This is a genomic window from Mycobacterium marseillense, from assembly GCF_010731675.1.
In the GTDB taxonomy this organism is placed as follows: Bacteria; Actinomycetota; Actinomycetes; order Mycobacteriales; family Mycobacteriaceae; genus Mycobacterium; species Mycobacterium marseillense.
Genome location: NZ_AP022584.1, coordinates 826,928 through 841,680, shown reverse-complemented (window position 1 = coordinate 841,680; position 14,753 = coordinate 826,928). Strand labels below are relative to the sequence as shown.

18 protein-coding genes and 1 pseudogene are annotated in these 14,753 nt (G+C 63.4%); 13 read left to right on the top strand and 6 right to left on the bottom strand.

The genetic code is table 11. The features are described from left to right. Positions 1-3: 3 nt before the first annotated feature. Positions 4-618, bottom strand: coding sequence for a hypothetical protein (locus G6N26_RS03740; protein WP_067169768.1), 615 nt, complete (start codon positions 616-618; stop codon positions 4-6). 219 nt (positions 619-837) lie between these two features. Here G6N26_RS03740 and G6N26_RS03735 point away from each other — a divergent pair, with 219 nt between their 5' ends. Beyond that, positions 838-1,281 carry a limonene-1,2-epoxide hydrolase family protein gene (locus G6N26_RS03735; RefSeq protein WP_036459006.1) on the top strand — a complete coding sequence of 148 codons (444 nt, stop codon included), beginning with the start codon at positions 838-840 and terminating at the stop codon, positions 1,279-1,281. 29 nt (positions 1,282-1,310) lie between these two features. Here G6N26_RS03735 and G6N26_RS03730 read toward each other — a convergent pair whose 3' ends face one another. After that, positions 1,311-1,853, bottom strand: a complete 543-nt coding sequence (locus tag G6N26_RS03730; RefSeq protein WP_263644008.1) for an FKBP-type peptidyl-prolyl cis-trans isomerase — start codon at positions 1,851-1,853, stop codon at positions 1,311-1,313. A 214-nt stretch (positions 1,854-2,067) separates the two neighbouring features. Here G6N26_RS03730 and G6N26_RS03725 point away from each other — a divergent pair, with 214 nt between their 5' ends. The 4 genes from G6N26_RS03725 to G6N26_RS03710 all read left to right on the top strand — a co-directional run bounded on the left by G6N26_RS03725 (position 2,068) and on the right by G6N26_RS03710 (position 4,519). Beyond that, positions 2,068-2,424 carry a type II toxin-antitoxin system prevent-host-death family antitoxin gene (locus G6N26_RS03725; protein ID WP_036459101.1) on the top strand — a complete coding sequence of 119 codons (357 nt, stop codon included), beginning with the start codon at positions 2,068-2,070 and terminating at the stop codon, positions 2,422-2,424. Between the two features lie 13 nt (positions 2,425-2,437). Continuing rightward, positions 2,438-3,091, top strand: a complete 654-nt coding sequence (locus G6N26_RS03720) for a zeta toxin family protein (protein WP_036459004.1) — start codon at positions 2,438-2,440, stop codon at positions 3,089-3,091. Positions 3,092-3,204: 113 nt separating this feature from the next. Beyond that, a complete protein-coding gene (locus G6N26_RS03715; protein ID WP_036459002.1) occupies positions 3,205-3,513 on the top strand; it encodes a hypothetical protein in 309 nt (102 codons plus the stop codon). 181 nt (positions 3,514-3,694) lie between these two features. Then, positions 3,695-4,519 carry a PPOX class F420-dependent oxidoreductase gene (locus G6N26_RS03710; RefSeq protein WP_083017178.1) on the top strand — a complete coding sequence of 275 codons (825 nt, stop codon included), beginning with the start codon at positions 3,695-3,697 and terminating at the stop codon, positions 4,517-4,519. Between the two features lie 134 nt (positions 4,520-4,653). On the opposite strand, the gene G6N26_RS03705 is transcribed toward G6N26_RS03710, so the two are convergent. Beyond that, positions 4,654-5,364 (bottom strand): cutinase family protein, encoded by a 711-nt coding sequence (locus G6N26_RS03705; RefSeq protein WP_036459000.1) that lies wholly within the window; start codon positions 5,362-5,364, stop codon positions 4,654-4,656. A 258-nt stretch (positions 5,365-5,622) separates the two neighbouring features. Between G6N26_RS03705 and G6N26_RS03700 the strand changes: the two genes are divergently transcribed. From G6N26_RS03700 to G6N26_RS26490, 4 genes and pseudogenes are all read left to right on the top strand, one after another. Then, positions 5,623-6,204 (top strand): dihydrofolate reductase family protein, encoded by a 582-nt coding sequence (locus tag G6N26_RS03700; protein ID WP_083017176.1) that lies wholly within the window; start codon positions 5,623-5,625, stop codon positions 6,202-6,204. A 182-nt stretch (positions 6,205-6,386) separates the two neighbouring features. Then, a complete protein-coding gene (locus G6N26_RS03695) occupies positions 6,387-7,172 on the top strand; it encodes a 2-keto-4-pentenoate hydratase (protein WP_083017258.1) in 786 nt (261 codons plus the stop codon). Positions 7,173-7,303: 131 nt separating this feature from the next. Next, on the top strand, positions 7,304-7,732 hold the full coding sequence (locus G6N26_RS03690) for a cellulose-binding domain-containing protein (protein ID WP_082991412.1): 429 nt from the start codon (positions 7,304-7,306) through the stop codon (positions 7,730-7,732). A 217-nt stretch (positions 7,733-7,949) separates the two neighbouring features. After that, positions 7,950-8,291 (top strand): annotated as a pseudogene (locus G6N26_RS26490) (pyridoxal-phosphate dependent enzyme); the annotation flags it as partial. A 165-nt stretch (positions 8,292-8,456) separates the two neighbouring features. On the opposite strand, the gene G6N26_RS26055 reads toward G6N26_RS26490, so the two are convergent. Next, the gene (locus G6N26_RS26055; protein ID WP_036458997.1) at positions 8,457-9,071 is read right to left on the bottom strand and encodes a TetR/AcrR family transcriptional regulator; all 615 of its coding nucleotides are present in this window, start codon (positions 9,069-9,071) and stop codon (positions 8,457-8,459) included. Positions 9,072-9,124: 53 nt separating this feature from the next. Between G6N26_RS26055 and G6N26_RS03675 the strand changes: the two genes are divergently transcribed. Then, a complete protein-coding gene (locus G6N26_RS03675; RefSeq protein ID WP_372509283.1) occupies positions 9,125-10,027 on the top strand; it encodes an alpha/beta fold hydrolase in 903 nt (300 codons plus the stop codon). A gap of 48 nt (positions 10,028-10,075) precedes the next feature. Here G6N26_RS03675 and G6N26_RS03670 read toward each other — a convergent pair whose 3' ends face one another. Next, a complete protein-coding gene (locus G6N26_RS03670; protein WP_083017172.1) occupies positions 10,076-10,558 on the bottom strand; it encodes an SRPBCC family protein in 483 nt (160 codons plus the stop codon). Between the two features lie 445 nt (positions 10,559-11,003). On the opposite strand from G6N26_RS03670, the gene G6N26_RS03665 reads away from it, so the two are divergent. Further along, entirely contained in the window at positions 11,004-11,612 is a 609-nt protein-coding gene (locus tag G6N26_RS03665) for an LGFP repeat-containing protein (RefSeq protein WP_083017170.1), read from the top strand. Positions 11,613-11,700: 88 nt separating this feature from the next. Here the strand turns inward: G6N26_RS03665 and G6N26_RS03660 are convergent, their stop codons facing one another. Further along, a complete protein-coding gene (locus G6N26_RS03660) occupies positions 11,701-12,519 on the bottom strand; it encodes an alpha/beta fold hydrolase (RefSeq protein WP_067169788.1) in 819 nt (272 codons plus the stop codon). Between the two features lie 493 nt (positions 12,520-13,012). On the opposite strand from G6N26_RS03660, the gene G6N26_RS03655 reads away from it, so the two are divergent. Both G6N26_RS03655 and G6N26_RS25890 read left to right on the top strand, forming a co-directional pair. Then, a complete protein-coding gene (locus G6N26_RS03655; RefSeq protein WP_083017168.1) occupies positions 13,013-13,684 on the top strand; it encodes a hypothetical protein in 672 nt (223 codons plus the stop codon). A gap of 38 nt (positions 13,685-13,722) precedes the next feature. Further along, the gene (locus G6N26_RS25890; RefSeq protein WP_179960284.1) at positions 13,723-14,406 is read left to right on the top strand and encodes a hypothetical protein; all 684 of its coding nucleotides are present in this window, start codon (positions 13,723-13,725) and stop codon (positions 14,404-14,406) included. The last annotated feature ends 347 nt before the right edge of the window (positions 14,407-14,753 follow it).

Sequence of the window (14,753 nt, the reverse complement as noted above, 5' to 3'; positions counted from 1 at the left end):
CGCTCAGCCGGCGCAGACGGTGAGCCTCGGCGGGGAGAACGTGACCGAGCCGACGCCGCCCAGCGTCAGGCCGTTGTCGGCGAGCGTCATCGTCGTCATGTACGTGCACGTCTGGATCTCGGTGAGACCGTTCAGGAAAGCGACGTCGTAGGTGTAATCGAAGCTCCGCACCAACTGACCCCCGCTCCACACCACATCCAGGCTAAACCCCAAAGAAGAGGCGGAGCGGGCGCCGAGGACCCGCGGTCCTGCCTCACCGATCGCCGGCTTGAGGGAGAACGGGGTGCCATCCTGCTTTTGGCCCGCCACGCTGGTGCTGCGAATCCTGTACCCAGTGGCGCCCTTCGGCACCAGCGGCCCGGACGAGATCTTCGTGCTGAACAGAATCGAGTAGTTTGTCCCACCGGCTATGGCCGTCGTGCTGAAACTGGTCGAAGTGAACTCTTCCGGCAGTTGGACCGCGCAATTGTCGACCATTCCGGACGGATCGTCGCAGCCCGGAGGCGACGCCAGCGCCTGCGGTGCGGCGAACGCAACGATACCGACGACGGGCACCGACAAACCAACACCACGCACGAATGCGCGGCGGGAAACGGTCCTGTTGAAGATCTCCGCCAAAGGATCTGTCCTTTCTGGCAGTCGATGCCAGGCGAGCGCCTTCATCGATAGGTACTCACCGCAGCGTAGCCCGCAGCGGCGCGTTACGGGACGGCGACGAGTCGGCGCGTTAAGCGCTTCGTATACCTTCGCGAATCGCGCGAAGCGGGAACGCCGACGGGCGCGGCCATCTACAGTTCGACCAATAGCGAACTGCAATCCCCCCTAAAGGACGATGAGATGACGAAAAGTGTTGCAACCAAGAATGACAACGAGAAGATCGTGGTCGATTTTATACATGCTGCTTACGGCGAGAGCATGGACATCGACGCGATGACCGCGCTCATGGCCGACGACTTCGCGTGGCAACTCCACGTTCCGCTGTCTCCGGTCGTCCGGGGGCGTAACGCGGCGCGCGCGGAACTCGAGAAGCACAACACGCTGTCAACCGGCATGGTCGAGGGCAGTGAGATCCGCACGATCGTGTCGGACGGCGACACCGTCATCGTCGAGCGAGTCGACGTGAACTCGATGAATGGCGTGACCGTCACGTTCTATGTCACAGCGATTTTCGAGGTTCGCGACGGTGCGATCACCCATTGGCGGGAGTATTGGGACACCGCCCACGTCGCGCAGCAACTCGGCATCGATCCCGCGCTGATGTTCGCGCCGTTGGGTAATTAATCGGCGGCGCAGGGTATTTGGCGGGCCGGCTAGCCCGATGCGCTGAGGATCTTGATCGCGAAAACCAGCGTGTCGCCCGGCCGGATCCCGGCGCTGGGCTGACCTTGCGGGTAGCCGTCCGCGGGGACCATCGCGACGGCGACCGTGGATCCGACCTTTTGTCCCGCGATGGCCTTCTGGAAGCCCGGCACGACTCCGGTGAGCGGGAAGTCAACGGCGGCGCCGCGTTCGTAGCTGCTGTCGAACACCGACCCGTCACGTCCATTGACGCCCATATAGCAGACCGAGACCTTGGCGGTGCTCGACACTACGGGCCCATCTCCGGCGTGCAGCGTATGCACCTGGGTCTGGGTCACGGCAAACGGTGCCGTCACAGTCACCCGCGGGGCCGTCGTATCGGTGGACCCGGTGACCGCGACGCTCCCCGTGTTCCCGGCCAGGGTCCAGTCGGGCGCTCCACCATTTTGCGGTGCCGCGGTTGGGCACGAGCCGGCCGCGTTTGCCGTGCCCGATCCAGCGAGCAGGAGAACGGTTGCCGCGGCGCAGGCCGCGAGCGCCACAGACGAATACATCCGAAACGAGTTCACGGCGGTCACGCTACAGCGACCGATCGCGCCCCTCGCCCGTAGCCCGGGTTGGCCGGCCCGTCATGACGGCTGCCGTCGTTGTTGTAGCGGGGACGCGCCTCGGGCACGGCGGCGCGTAGGCCTGCACAAAATGTCTTGTTCGCACAAAATAGACAAAATCGCTAAAATGGCGGACGTGCAGACCAAGCAGGGAAGCGTCATGTCCACCGTCTCGTTCCGCAACCGCGACGGCAAGCTTGTCGATGTTCCCTCGGTGACCGCCAGCCGCCTCAAAAACGAGTTCGGCACCGTCTTCGACGAGGCCGCGGTCAGCGGGGCGGTGGTGATCACCAAGCACAACACGCCCAGGGCCGTGCTGCTCTCGTACGCCGAATTCGAGGCGTTGGCCGCAACGGCAGCACCCGCGCTCGACGAGCTCAGTGAGCGCTTCGACGAGCTGTTGGCGACCATGCAGAGGTCGAAGGCCAAAGCCGGCGTCGCCGCGGCGTTCGACGCCACGCCGGAGGAACTGGGCGCCGCCGCGGTGAAGGCGGCACGCACTGCGCCGTCGCGCTGATCCCGCGCGGCCCATGGCTCGCACGAAAACGCAACCGGCGCAGATCCACGTATTGGCGGGCGTCAACGGCGCCGGCAAGAGCAGCGTCGTCGGCGCGACGATCCGCGATAAGGGCGGCCAGTACTACAACCCCGACGAGGCCGCGCGAGACATCGTCGCGGCCAACCCTGGCTTGGGCCAGGCCGAGGCCAACGCCGCCGCATGGGAACAGGGCCGACGGCTGCTGCAGCGCGCGATCGATGAAGGCCTCGACTTCACCTTTGAAACCACACTCGGCGGCAACACGATGCCGGCACTGCTGGCCGAGGCCGCCAAGCGCGGCCTCCAGGTCCACGTTTTCTATGTGGGGCTCGACAGCGCCGACACCTGCATCGAGCGAGTGCGACAACGGGTCCGCGCCGGCGGGCATGACATTTCCGATGCCGACATTCGTCGCCGCTACCGCCACAGCCTGATCAATCTCGTGAAATTGCTACCGGTGCTCACCGGGTTGCGGGTGTATGACAACTCCGCGAGCGCCGATCCCGCCATTGGGCAGGCACCGAGGCCCGTCTTGGTGTTGCACATGGACCGCGGCCGCATCGTCGGACCGCCTGATTTGAGCTCCACGCCCGCTTGGGCCAAGCCCGTCGTCGCGGCGGCCTTGGACCTCGCGCGGAGATCGTGAGCGGGAACCTGGATTTCGGACCGCTAACTGTTCGCGATTTGCCAGGACGGTCTTGACCCCCGCCTCCCGGCTCGGTTCGATAATGCTCATACCCACGAGGGAAGGGTCCGCAAATGAAGGGATTCGTTCGCCGTCTTGGTCCCGCCATCTTGGTGGCGTTGGCGTCGATGGCAACCGTGACGATCGCGACGCCCGCGGTCAGCAAGGCCGACTGTGCCGACGGCGAGTGGTGGGATCCGACGGGCAAGGTCTGCCGACCGCTCGGCGTCGGCCCACAACCGCTGGCATGCGACCCGGGCCAGTGGTGGGATCCAACCGCCAACGTCTGCCGACCGCTCGGCGTCGGCCCACAGCCGCTGGCATGCGACAACGGCTGGTGGTGGGACCCGGGCGCCAACGAATGCCGCCCGCCGGCCGGCTGATAGCAACATCGGCTTCGGGGCAGTGCGGTCATTCATCCGATCGGGAAGCGCAGTACGGCACGGGGCTTCGGTAGATGTCTGCCGCATGGACACGCCGGTGCTGTGGAGCCGCTGTCACGTATCGACGCCCAATTCCGTCTAGCGATCAAGGACGAGAAAAGGGTTTTGTCGAAAGGGCAGCATGATGAATCGCTTAAGTACGCCGGCGCGGATCTTCGTAGTCACCACGGCAGCGGTAGTCGGGATCGTCACCGCTGGGATTGGGATCTGGTGCCTGATCGATCCGAATTCCTTCGCCGGTTCCGTCGGATTCGAAGCGCATCGGCACTTCTTGCACGACGTCGGCGCTTTCCAGCTAAGTCTAGGTGTCACAGTGCTTCTCGCGCTCATATGGGCCGACGCGTTGGCTACCGCGCTCGCCGGATTCATCGTGGCGAATACGGTGCACACGGTGAACCACGTGATCGACCTCGACGTTGGTGGTTCGCCCGAGCAAGCGTGGGTGCTCGGTGCGGTGTCAGTGGTACTGGTTGTGGCGTTCGCCTTGCGGTTGCGTCAACTCGGCTATGTGCTGGGCGCCATTGGCACGGCGACGAATTCGGCATTGGCCCCTTTCGTGCGGCAGAAAACGATCTCGCTCACCACCTTTCGTAAGGATGGCACTCCAGGTTCCAGCCCGGTCAGCATCGTGGTGGAGGGGGATCGCGCCTACGTTCGGAGTTTCGAGCGGGCCGTCAAAGTGCGCCGGATTCGGCGCAACCCGAACGTCGAATTCGGGGCGGCGACGGCGTCGGGCAAACCGACGGGATCGACACTGTCTGGCACCGTGCGGCTACTTGACGGGGCCGAGTATTCCAAGGCGGGATATCTGCTGCGGCAGAAGTATCCGTTGCTCCACGGCGTGTTGGTACCGTTGGCACATCGCGCCATGCGATCCAAGTACGGCCGCACCATCCATGCCGAGCTGATCCCGTGCTCTGGTCCCCTTGCTACAGAGCCTGAGTGACTCGACGGAGGAAGACCGGCCGGCCCTCCGTATTCGACCCGATCGGATCGCTCATGTATGAAAACTTCTGGTGCACAGGCTAGGACAATGACGCACGCTTCATTGACAGCAGATCGCGGGCGATCTCGCGGCGGTTAAAGGTGACTCGCAGCGAAATCAGCACCCTGGTCAACCATGCCGTTCGCCGCGTACAGGGTGTGAGCGATCCCGGGCGGCCCCGGGGGAGCGCCATTGCAAATCGTGTCGTCGGAGGCGCACAACTGAATAGTCTTGGGCGCGTACAACGGACCGATCGTAATGGGCGGCGCACCGGCACCGCGCAGGAACTCATTGGACGGGGTCCCGAACAGGACCACCGCGGCCACGTGATTGGCGACCGACTGCGGCAGCGGCTGCGGCACGTAGGACACGAATTCCTGTGGCACTTCCTTGGGCACCACCGGGGAGGTGACGAAGCCGGCCACGGCGGCGCCTTGGGAATACCCACCGAGCACCACTTTGGTGTTGGGGCAGTTCGACGCCGTGGACTCGACGTGACTCCCGGCGTCCCTAATTCCGTCGACGAAAGTTCTGGCGAACTCGATGCCTCCGTTGAAATCGCCGCTCGCCTCGTAGTTGACCGGATAGACGCCCACCGACTTGCCGCCGACTCGTGACCTGAGCGCATCAACGAACGCCTGCCCGACCCCGCCGACCCCGGGTGGTTCGCCGGTACCGCGGGCAAAGACCACGTCGACGTCGGGACACGGCTCGGCGGAGGCCGGCGGCGCGGGCATGGTTCCCATCGACGCCCCGGCCACCACCGCGGCGGTAGCGACAATACGGGCAAATGTTCGTAAGCTCATTGCCTGCGAATGCCCAGCCGTCAGCTAGTCGAAACCGAGGTTTTTGGCCGTGGCCGATGGAGCCCGTCTGGGACCAGTACTACGACGTGTCGATGAGCGTGGCGCTTTCTTCGCACTCGCCCAGTTCTTGAGCACGGGCCGAAGCCGGGCGGCTGCAGTCCAGGAGTCTAGGAGTCCAAGAGTCCAAGGACGATCAGTTCCGCCATCGCTTCGAGTCTGTATCTCCAACACGGATCAACGCGCTGGAGGACAACATCAATGACTACCACCTATACCTTCGACATCTTTTCCAGCCTCGACGGCTTCGGCGGGGTCAGCGGCGGCGACTGGGGCGGCTACTGGGGCAAGCAAGGCCCGGAACTACTCGACCACCGCCTCGCGCTGTACGGCAAGAAGCAGCGAATGGTGCTCGGTGCCAACACATATCGGCTATTCGCGCAAATGCTGGCCCAGAGCACCGAGGATTCCGAGGTGCACGATCCGTGGGTTACCCGGATGAGGCACCTGCCGGCGACGGTGGTGTCAAGCACGCTGGACGGACCTCTCGACTGGCCTGCCGCGACCGTCGCGTGCGGCGACGCCGTCGACATCGTCGCGCGGCTCAAGGAGGAGTCTGAGGTGCCGTTGCGGTCGCACGGCAGCCTGTCGATGAATCGAGCGCTGATGGCCGTGGGTCTGGTCGACCGCGTCCAGGTGACGATCTTCCCGGTGATCACCGGTCAGACCGGCGACGACCGGATCTTCGACGGTGCGGCGGACTTCGACCTCGAGCTGATCGAAACCCGGACGCTGGACCGCAATATCCAAGAGCTTGTCTACCGGCCGACGCTGCACTTCTGAGTTCGGCAGGTGGGTCCAAGCCACCGCGTCGGGCGCCCGAGCGGGACGACCGTTGAACCCTCGGGGACCAAGGATCGTGTTGACGGTTGTGGTGCTCGGTTGGTATTCGCGCATCTGAGCTTCGCGCGGCCTTGGTCTTATGACGACGTGTCTGCCCGGTCAGACGGATGGGGGACTACGCCATGCTCAGTGTTGCGATCCGAGACGAGTTGGCGGCCGACCTCGCCCACGCCGAACGCAGTCGAGCGCCAATCGCTCCTTTGATCGTCGCCTACCCGGACATCGACGTCGTCGACGCCTACGAGATCCAGCTGATCAACATCCGCCAGCGGGTGGCCGAAGGTGCGCGGGTGGTGGGCCACAAGGTGGGACTCTCGTCGCTGGCGATGCAGCAGATGATGGCGGTCGACGAGCCGGACTACGGCCATTTACTCGACGAGATGCAGGTGTTCGAGGATGTCCCGGTCGAGGCGGCGCATTACCTGTATCCGCGGGTCGAGGTTGAGGTGGGTTTCATCCTGTCCGAGGACCTACCCGGCGCCGGCTGCACCGAGGACGACGTCGTGGCGGCCACCGCGGCCCTGGCCCCGTCTATCGAGTTGATTGACACACGCATCACCGACTGGAAGATCGCCCTATGCGACACCATCGCCGACAACGCCTCCTCCGCGGGCTTCGTGCTGGGGGAGGCGCGGGTGCCGCCGCGCGATCTCGACGCCAAAGCTATCGATGCGGTGTTGACGCGCAACGGCGAGGTGGTCGCCGAGGGCCGTGGCGACGCCGTACTGGGCAACCCGGTCACGGCGGTGGCGTGGTTGGCCCGCAAGGTCGAAAGTTTCGGCGTGCGACTGCGGAAGGGGGACATCGTCTTACCCGGATCGTGCACGCGGGCGATTGACGCGCGCCCCGGCGACGAGTTCGTGGCCGAGTTCTCGGGTCTCGGCTCGGTCCGCTTGTCGTTCGAATGAGTCCAGTGAGTTCGCAATCCGATGCGGCTGCTAGTTGATTCATTTCAGAACGGTTTCAGTTGAGCAAAGGTACTGCAGCCCACCCGCGAGGCGACGACCGCCATTGCCTGTTTGGATCTAATGTCGGCACCATGGCCCGACTGAATGATTACGTGAAGCGCTGGCGCACAGCGCTTCACGTAGCCGTGTCGGCATTGATGGTTGCGATCATCGGACTGGCCATCAGCCCCGTAGCTCATGCGGCTGCGGCCACGGCGACGTTGTCGGTCGCACATACGTGGCAGACGGGTTTCATTGCCAACTTCACCGTTACCAACTCGAGCATGGCACCGCTCTCCGATTGGAAGCTTGAATTCGACATGCCGGCGGGGCAATCCGTCTCGCACACGTGGAATAGCACCATCACCCAATCCGGCACGCACTATGTGCTCACGCCCGCGAATTGGAATCGCGTCATTGCCCCCGGCGGTTCGGCCACCGGCGGTCTAAGGGGTGTGCTGAGTGGTACCTACTCGCCACCGTCGAATTGTGTGCTCAACCGCCAATATCCTTGCACCTAGCGGGGCTGCCGTTGGATTACGCAGTGACACGTCGACATTGAGCTGATTCATTTGTTGCATCAACGTTGCGGTGAGGGGCGAGCAGGCACCGCTACGCTGCTTATTATGCAGGGGACGCGCCTTGACATGACTCGGGTCGTAGCGGCTGGCGGGCTAATCGACCCGATTTCCTCGACACCCCGCTGTATCGCTGCGCGGCGCTCGAGACGGCTTTGGGGTGTGCATCGCGAGCATTAAGCTCGAAACGGCGAATCCGGTCCGCAGCTTTAGGGCCCGCCGTGCCGAAGTAGTTGCAAGTCTCCTCGCCGACAACGGTTCTCGTACCGTGGTTTGCGCCAGTGCCGGCAGCCTTGGCCAAGCCCTCGCTTGGTCCTGCCACGGCAGGGGGATCGACGTTACCGTCGTGGCATCGCGCTTCACACCGGCAGTCAAGCTTGATCGCATTCGCGCGTTAAATGCCAGGTTGGAATTGGTGGACGGCGACTTCGATATGGCGCGCGAGAGGGCATCCGCCGTAGCACGCGGCGAGGGCATCCGACTGGTCGAAGACCGCCTGGATATCGAGACTTGCGAGCGCGCAGCGACCATCGGCCTCGAGTTGTGGACACGGCATCGGCTGGGTCGGCGGCGCTCGCGCCCCACGCGAGACGTGACAATTGCTCGGTACAAAACGGCTATAACAAATCACCAAAGCTCGGGGTGCTCCCCAGGCCGCAGTCTCGAGTTAGGAGTCGGTTCTGAGACCTTGAAGGACTCGGTGTATGGCCAGTTGGAGATCGCGCCGGATGCGTTTGCGACGGTGCGCGGGGGCTTCGGCGAGCGCGATTCCGGCGTGAGTGATCATGCCGGCCAAAATGTCGGTCATCGCGGCGGTGGGGGCGTCGGCGGGAAAGATTCCGGCTTGGATCCCCTGTAACAGCAGGTAGTGCACGTTGCGGTGGGTGTATTGCCGTTCGGATTCTCGCCAGCGTTTCCAGCCCAGGCCTATTGGCCCTTCCAGGTAGATCAGGCGGCCTGCGATGGGGTCAGCGCACACATCCAGGGTTGCGTCCAGAGCCGCGGTCGCGGCACCCCAGATATCATCGACGTGACCCGCGATCGCTTGGTAGACCTTCTGTTGTGCGACCTCGTTGTAGTGGTTGATCACCGCTTCGAAAAGGCTTTGCTTGCCGGCAAAGTGGTGATAGACAGCGCCTTTGGTGACGCGTGCCACCTCGGCGATTCGCGTGATCGATGTGGCGGTGAATCCCTGCTCGGCGAACGCGCCAGCCGCGGCAGCGAGTATCGCCGCGCGCGTCTGCTCGGCGTACTCGGCACGGCGGCTCTTGACACCCTCCACACCCAAAGAGAATAGTCGCCCTTACGTGGCCTGACATACCTAAGGTATGCGACATGGCGGCAGTATCCAAATTTGAAGGCACGGGCATGAACATTTGCACGCTAGAAGACCATCGCCGTTACGCCAGCACCCCTTCCGGTCCCATCAGCTACCTCGACGTCGGCTCCGGTCGTCCCGCGGTGTTCATTCATGGCATCCTCGCCAACAGCTTGCTGTGGCGGCACGTCATCGCCGCAATGGCCGGCGACCGGCGGCGCTGCATCGTGGTGGACCTTCCCGGTCATGGGCACACACCACCGGCGCCGGCCAACGCCGACGTGACCTTGACGGGGCTGGCGCGTCGCGTCGTCGAGCTTTGCGAGCACTTGGGCTTGGATCGGTTTGACTTGGTGGGCAACGATACTGGCGGGGCAGTGGCACAAATCGTCGCCGCACATGTGGGCCGGCGATTATCGACGTTCACGCTGACCAATTGCGACACCGAGGGAAACACCCCGCCGACGTTGTTCAAACCCGTTGCCGTCGCTGCCCGCCTGGGGCTGCTTGCCCGGATCGGACCCCGTGTTGCCGCAAGTCGCCGGCTCAAGCTGAGCGGGCTGACCGCAGGCTGTCCGCACCCGGGCCGACTCCCCGCGGAAGTCGTCGATGCCTACTACGACCCCGTCTTCGGGACACCAGAATCCTCGCGCGCCTTCGCACGTCTGGTCACGGCCATATCCTCAACCGATCTGGCCGCGGTACGGTCCGAACTCGGCGCGCTAATGGTGCCAACCCTGATCGTGTGGGGGACCGGTGACGTGTTCTTTCGGCTGAAATGGGCTCGACGCCTTGCCGATCTAATCCCCGGCACCGTAGGAATCACCACCGTCCACGGCGCGCGGATGCATTTCCCGGACTATCGCGCCGATGAATTCATCCCAGCACTGCAACAACATTGGGCGCAGCACAGCTCTTGATCCGAGGACGTGACAGGCGTACACACTGCGAGAAAACAGGCAGTGCTGCTACTGTTCGACCGCGTCTTTGATCGCGCGCAGTGTCCGCTTCATGTCCTCCATCAACCGTGGACCGCGCAACCAGCCGAGAGCCCGCCAGTAGAGCCGCATCGCCGGGATGTCTCTCAACTCAAACGACTCGGTTACCGAGGTACCTCCGCCGCTGGTCGGGCTCAGACTGAAGCGCCACGTGACCTGTACCGTGTTGCTCGGCGCAATCGGAAGCCCCAACGGTCGTGACCGCACGGCGAACGCGAATACCCGTCCCGGATCACACTCAGTCACGGTGCAGGCAGTCCAGTAGGTCGGGCCCTTCTCGTTGCGCTTCACGTGCCCGCGGAACTTCGCACCCACTGCAGGACCGACAGCCCCGTTAAGCCACTGGGCCTCGAACGTCTCTGGGCTAAACCGCCCAATCTGTGTTACGTCACTGATCAACGACCACACGGCCTGCGGTGAAGCGTTCATATCGATCGTCGCAAAGCCGTGCATGACTAGACAATACCGCAGCTCTCGATACCGCGAAATTTGCTGGGCGCGTTGATATTACAGATCGATCTGCCCGGCTATCGACAATACCCAGTTTCGTCGTAGATGTACGCACTTTGGTCGTAGCGGCCAAGGGCCGCAGCGTGCGATAGCAGAATCCTTCGGATTACTGGTAACTCTGCAGATTCAACTTCTGCGTACTGCGCCGTGCCGGACATCGATGGGATGTCATGGAACTCGCCCGCCAAGCCCATGGTGGATTTCATCGAGCACCGGTGATCGTTACTCAGGTGCTTTGGCTCGCGGTCTATGACCGAGGCGTAAGTTCGTTCGAAGCTACCTAGACCGCGATCGCCTGCGCCACTCGAGTAGTTGGGTTATGGTCCCGGCCCGGCGAGGAGGTCCGCGGCATCTTGACCGACACCATAGGGAGACGCGAGAGGAACGCATGAGAACGATCGCATACCGTCACGCGGCATTCGTCGGCCTGGCCGCAGTCGCGCTGTTCGCTGCGGGCTGCAGCAATGGCAAGAGCGTCGACGCGTCGTCGCCACCTCAGACCAGCGTGAACGCCAGCTCCGTGTCTAACACGCCGGCGCAGCCCCCCGAGGTGAAGCTCAGAGGGGAGCGCGACGTCGAGGTGACTCTGACCGGCCCGATCGCTGCCAAGTACTCGTCGGCGACCGAGGAGCAGCGGCAGGCTCTCGGCAAACCGTTGACGGGTGACCGTAACGCGGGAAAGCGGGACAGCGGCCTAGTGTTCCAGCAGTTTCAGGGCGGCGTGAGCACCGCCAAGAACGACGCGGCCGGCACGCCTGCGTATATCACCCTGGGCAAGATCCGTGATGCCTGGAATATCCCGCGCGCCCCCGACGGCACGCCCGCGGTCACCGGCAGTAACGGTTCGGCGGGTCCGCTGGGCTTTCCCACCAGCGACGTGAACGCCGTCGGCGATTTGCAGGTGTCGACCTTCGAGCACGGCAAGATCGAGTACAACCCGACGACCGACCAGGTCAATGTGACGGTGAACGGCAAGGTCGTCCCGTCCGGGCTATAGCCCGAATCAGGAATCGACTCAATCTGCCGAACTCGTCGAACGACAAAGACAGTCGGTGGATTCCGTCAAGGAGAGCGTCGGGGCACCGTCAAGGCGCGATGAATGCGAGCAGATCCGGGTTGAGGACATCCGCGTGCGTGGTCAGCATGCCGTGCGGGTAGCCGGCATAGGTCTTCAACGCGCCATTCTGGAGTAGGTCGACCGCTCGGGGGACCGAACTGGCAAACGGAACGATTTGATCGTCGTCACCGTGCATCACCAGGACCGGAACGGTGATCGCGCGCAGATCCTCGGTGTAATCGTGCAGCCAGGAAAACACTGTCTCGTAGTGAGCGTGGGCGCTACCGGACATGCCCTGTCGCCACCAGTTCGCGATCACCGCCTCAGACGGCTCCACCCCTGATCGGTTGAATCCGTAGAACGGGCCCTCCGGCACGGCGCGGAAGAACTCCGATCGATTTCCCAAGACACCGGCCTGCACCGCTTCGAACCACTCCTGGGGTTGGCCGCCCGGATTGTTCTCGGTCTGCGCCATGCTCGGTGTAGGGGAGGACACCAACACCGCCTTGGCGACCCGCTCCTGGTGGCGCGCCACGTAGCAGGCCACCTCAGCGCCGCCGGTGGAGTGCCCTATATGGATGGCGTCGTGCAGGTCGAGCTGCTCGGTCAACGAGGCCAGGTCGGCTACCCAGTGCTCCATGTCATTGCCGTTCCCGGTCTGCTCGGATCGGCCGTGACCGCGCCGGTCGTGAGCGATCACCCGATAGCCGTGGTGCAAGAAGAACATCATCTGCGCGTCCCAGTCGTCGGCCGTCAGCGGCCAGCCATGACTGAAAACGATCGGCTGACCAGAGCCCCAGTCCTTGTAGAAGATCTCGGCACCATCCGACGTAGTGATGGCAGGCATAGTCGTTCCTCTCGCGGTTGGCCCCCTCGCGAGCGCTGCTCGCGTCGAATGACAGTCAACCGCAAACCACACGTTTTTTCCTGCGAGCTCCGCGGCGACCATCTCGGCCGCAGGCGAAACGGAGGAGCGATCAGATCATCGATCCAATGCGCGGTCCTTTTTACTGGTAACCCGCCGTATTCGATTCCGTCGTATTCAGCACCGATGCCGGCCGCAATCGCTCCGGATGCACCGAGGGAGGTTCGGGCCCCGTTTGCAGTGCAGATGCCGCCACGGCCACTCTAGATCGGGACTGGGGAATGTTTGCTACCACCGGCCCGCGAGATCCCTTGACCCGACTCGGTGGGTTCTGCAGCATATTCGCGTGGGATCACTGGATAGTGCGTATGCAAAGGCGAGACGGGCGCAGGAACACCTCGCCATACTGCGAGCGTCGGTAGACGAGTACCGAGCGTCCGAACCCCACGAATTCGTGCGGGAGGTTGTCGATCACATGTTTCAGCCTGAGCTGGTGGTCGTCAACTTTCGGGTGAAAGTCAAGCAGCCACCCCCGGAGAACTGGGGACTCATTGTTGGCGACATCCTGACCAACCTTCGAGCAGCGCTCGACCACGCCCTGTTTGGCCACGCATCAGCCAGGCAAACGTTGACCGCGGCGCAGGAGCGTGCGCTGCAGTATCCACTGATCGCGAAGGCTTCCGAATGGGCAGGTGCTCAGGCCAAGCTCGCACCGCTCACGGAACCGGCTGTGCTGCAGGTCATCGAAGACTCCCAACCATTTAAGGCGCAGAAACCCGATTGGCATTCGTTCGCTCTGCTCAACGGACTGGTCAACCGTGACAAGCACCGCCAAGTGCGTGTGGTCAGCTACAGCAACGAAGCTTTCGACATCACTAGCACGACTGGCGACGTCGAAAGGGTCGATAACAAGCCGCGCGAGATGACGGATGGGGCGCTGGTCGCTTCTGTGACCCTCCGCCGTCCCTTGCGGAAGCCGGGCGATTCACCCGCCGATGTATCGGTGCCTCTGAACGTTGAGTTCGGGTACACCGAAAACATCGAACTCCCCACAGTGGCCGAGCAGAAGTCGGTCACTGTGGTCATGCCGATTTTGGTGGACCACGTGATCGAGACGCTGGACAATCTGAAAGCCGCTGGCGCGTAGCGCAGCATTGTATTTTCTCGTGACCCGGGGAGGATCAGGTGTTCGAATACCGGCTGACGGCAGGTGTGCACCACGTGTGGCAGCTCAGTCGGGACGGCGCCGTCCTCGACGACGAACTCCAGACGCTGAGCGAAGTAGAAGACGCTGTCGACGACGCGGTCGACGGCTACTGCCGTGAGCATGGCGTGACCGTGTCGCTGGTTCGTGGCGGCGACGGCCGGCGTGACGTCACCATGACCCATGGGGCGGCGCTGTCCTTCACGTGGGTCGTCGTCGCGCTCGAATGCCGTTGCGAAGACTGCGGCGCAGATACCTGGGACGAGACCTACAAGGTCGACGAGGTTTTGTGGGCCACTGCCGGGCACCCCAGCGGGTTTCTGTGCATCGGTTGCCTCGAGGGGCGACTGGGCCGGGCCCTGACTCCCGACGACTTCGCCGACGACGAACGCGCCGAACAGGCCCGCCGTCCGACGTCGCCCCGACTACGACAAAGACGAGAACACCCGCGACCTCCGCGGCCAGACATAACCTTTCACGCGCCGATTGCGCCGGTCGACCTGCGCGCCTTCAACGAAGTCGGCGAGGCATATGAGATCGTGGCCTGCCCGGAATGCCTTCCCTGGCGTGCCGAAGTGGTCACCGACCCGCAGACCAACGAGATCCTGGTCCGTGAGTGGCACGCGGTCGAATGCACCCTGTTCCGGGAGCTTATCGCCGATTGACCTTTGGGTTCCCGCCCACGGGTAATGGGTAGTGGCGGCGGGCAACCAAGCAGCCGAAACGTCGAAAGACACTCGATTGAACCGGCACCTGACAAGGATGGGTTTGAGTACATTGGGTGCCATCCACCCAAAGCTGCTGCTGCCGAGGGATTTTCGCCCAAACTTGCCGAGGCGTTAGGCGAGAGTCGCACGGCACCGTCGTGATTCATCTGATGAGAAGCGACGGTGGACTATCGAAAGTGCCGTAAGACGTTGGCGTCGAGAGATCGGGCGCACCAGGGGAGGGTTGCTCGAAATGAGCGCAATGCGTGTTGAACACCGTACTAGGCGCGTACTGGTATACCCGC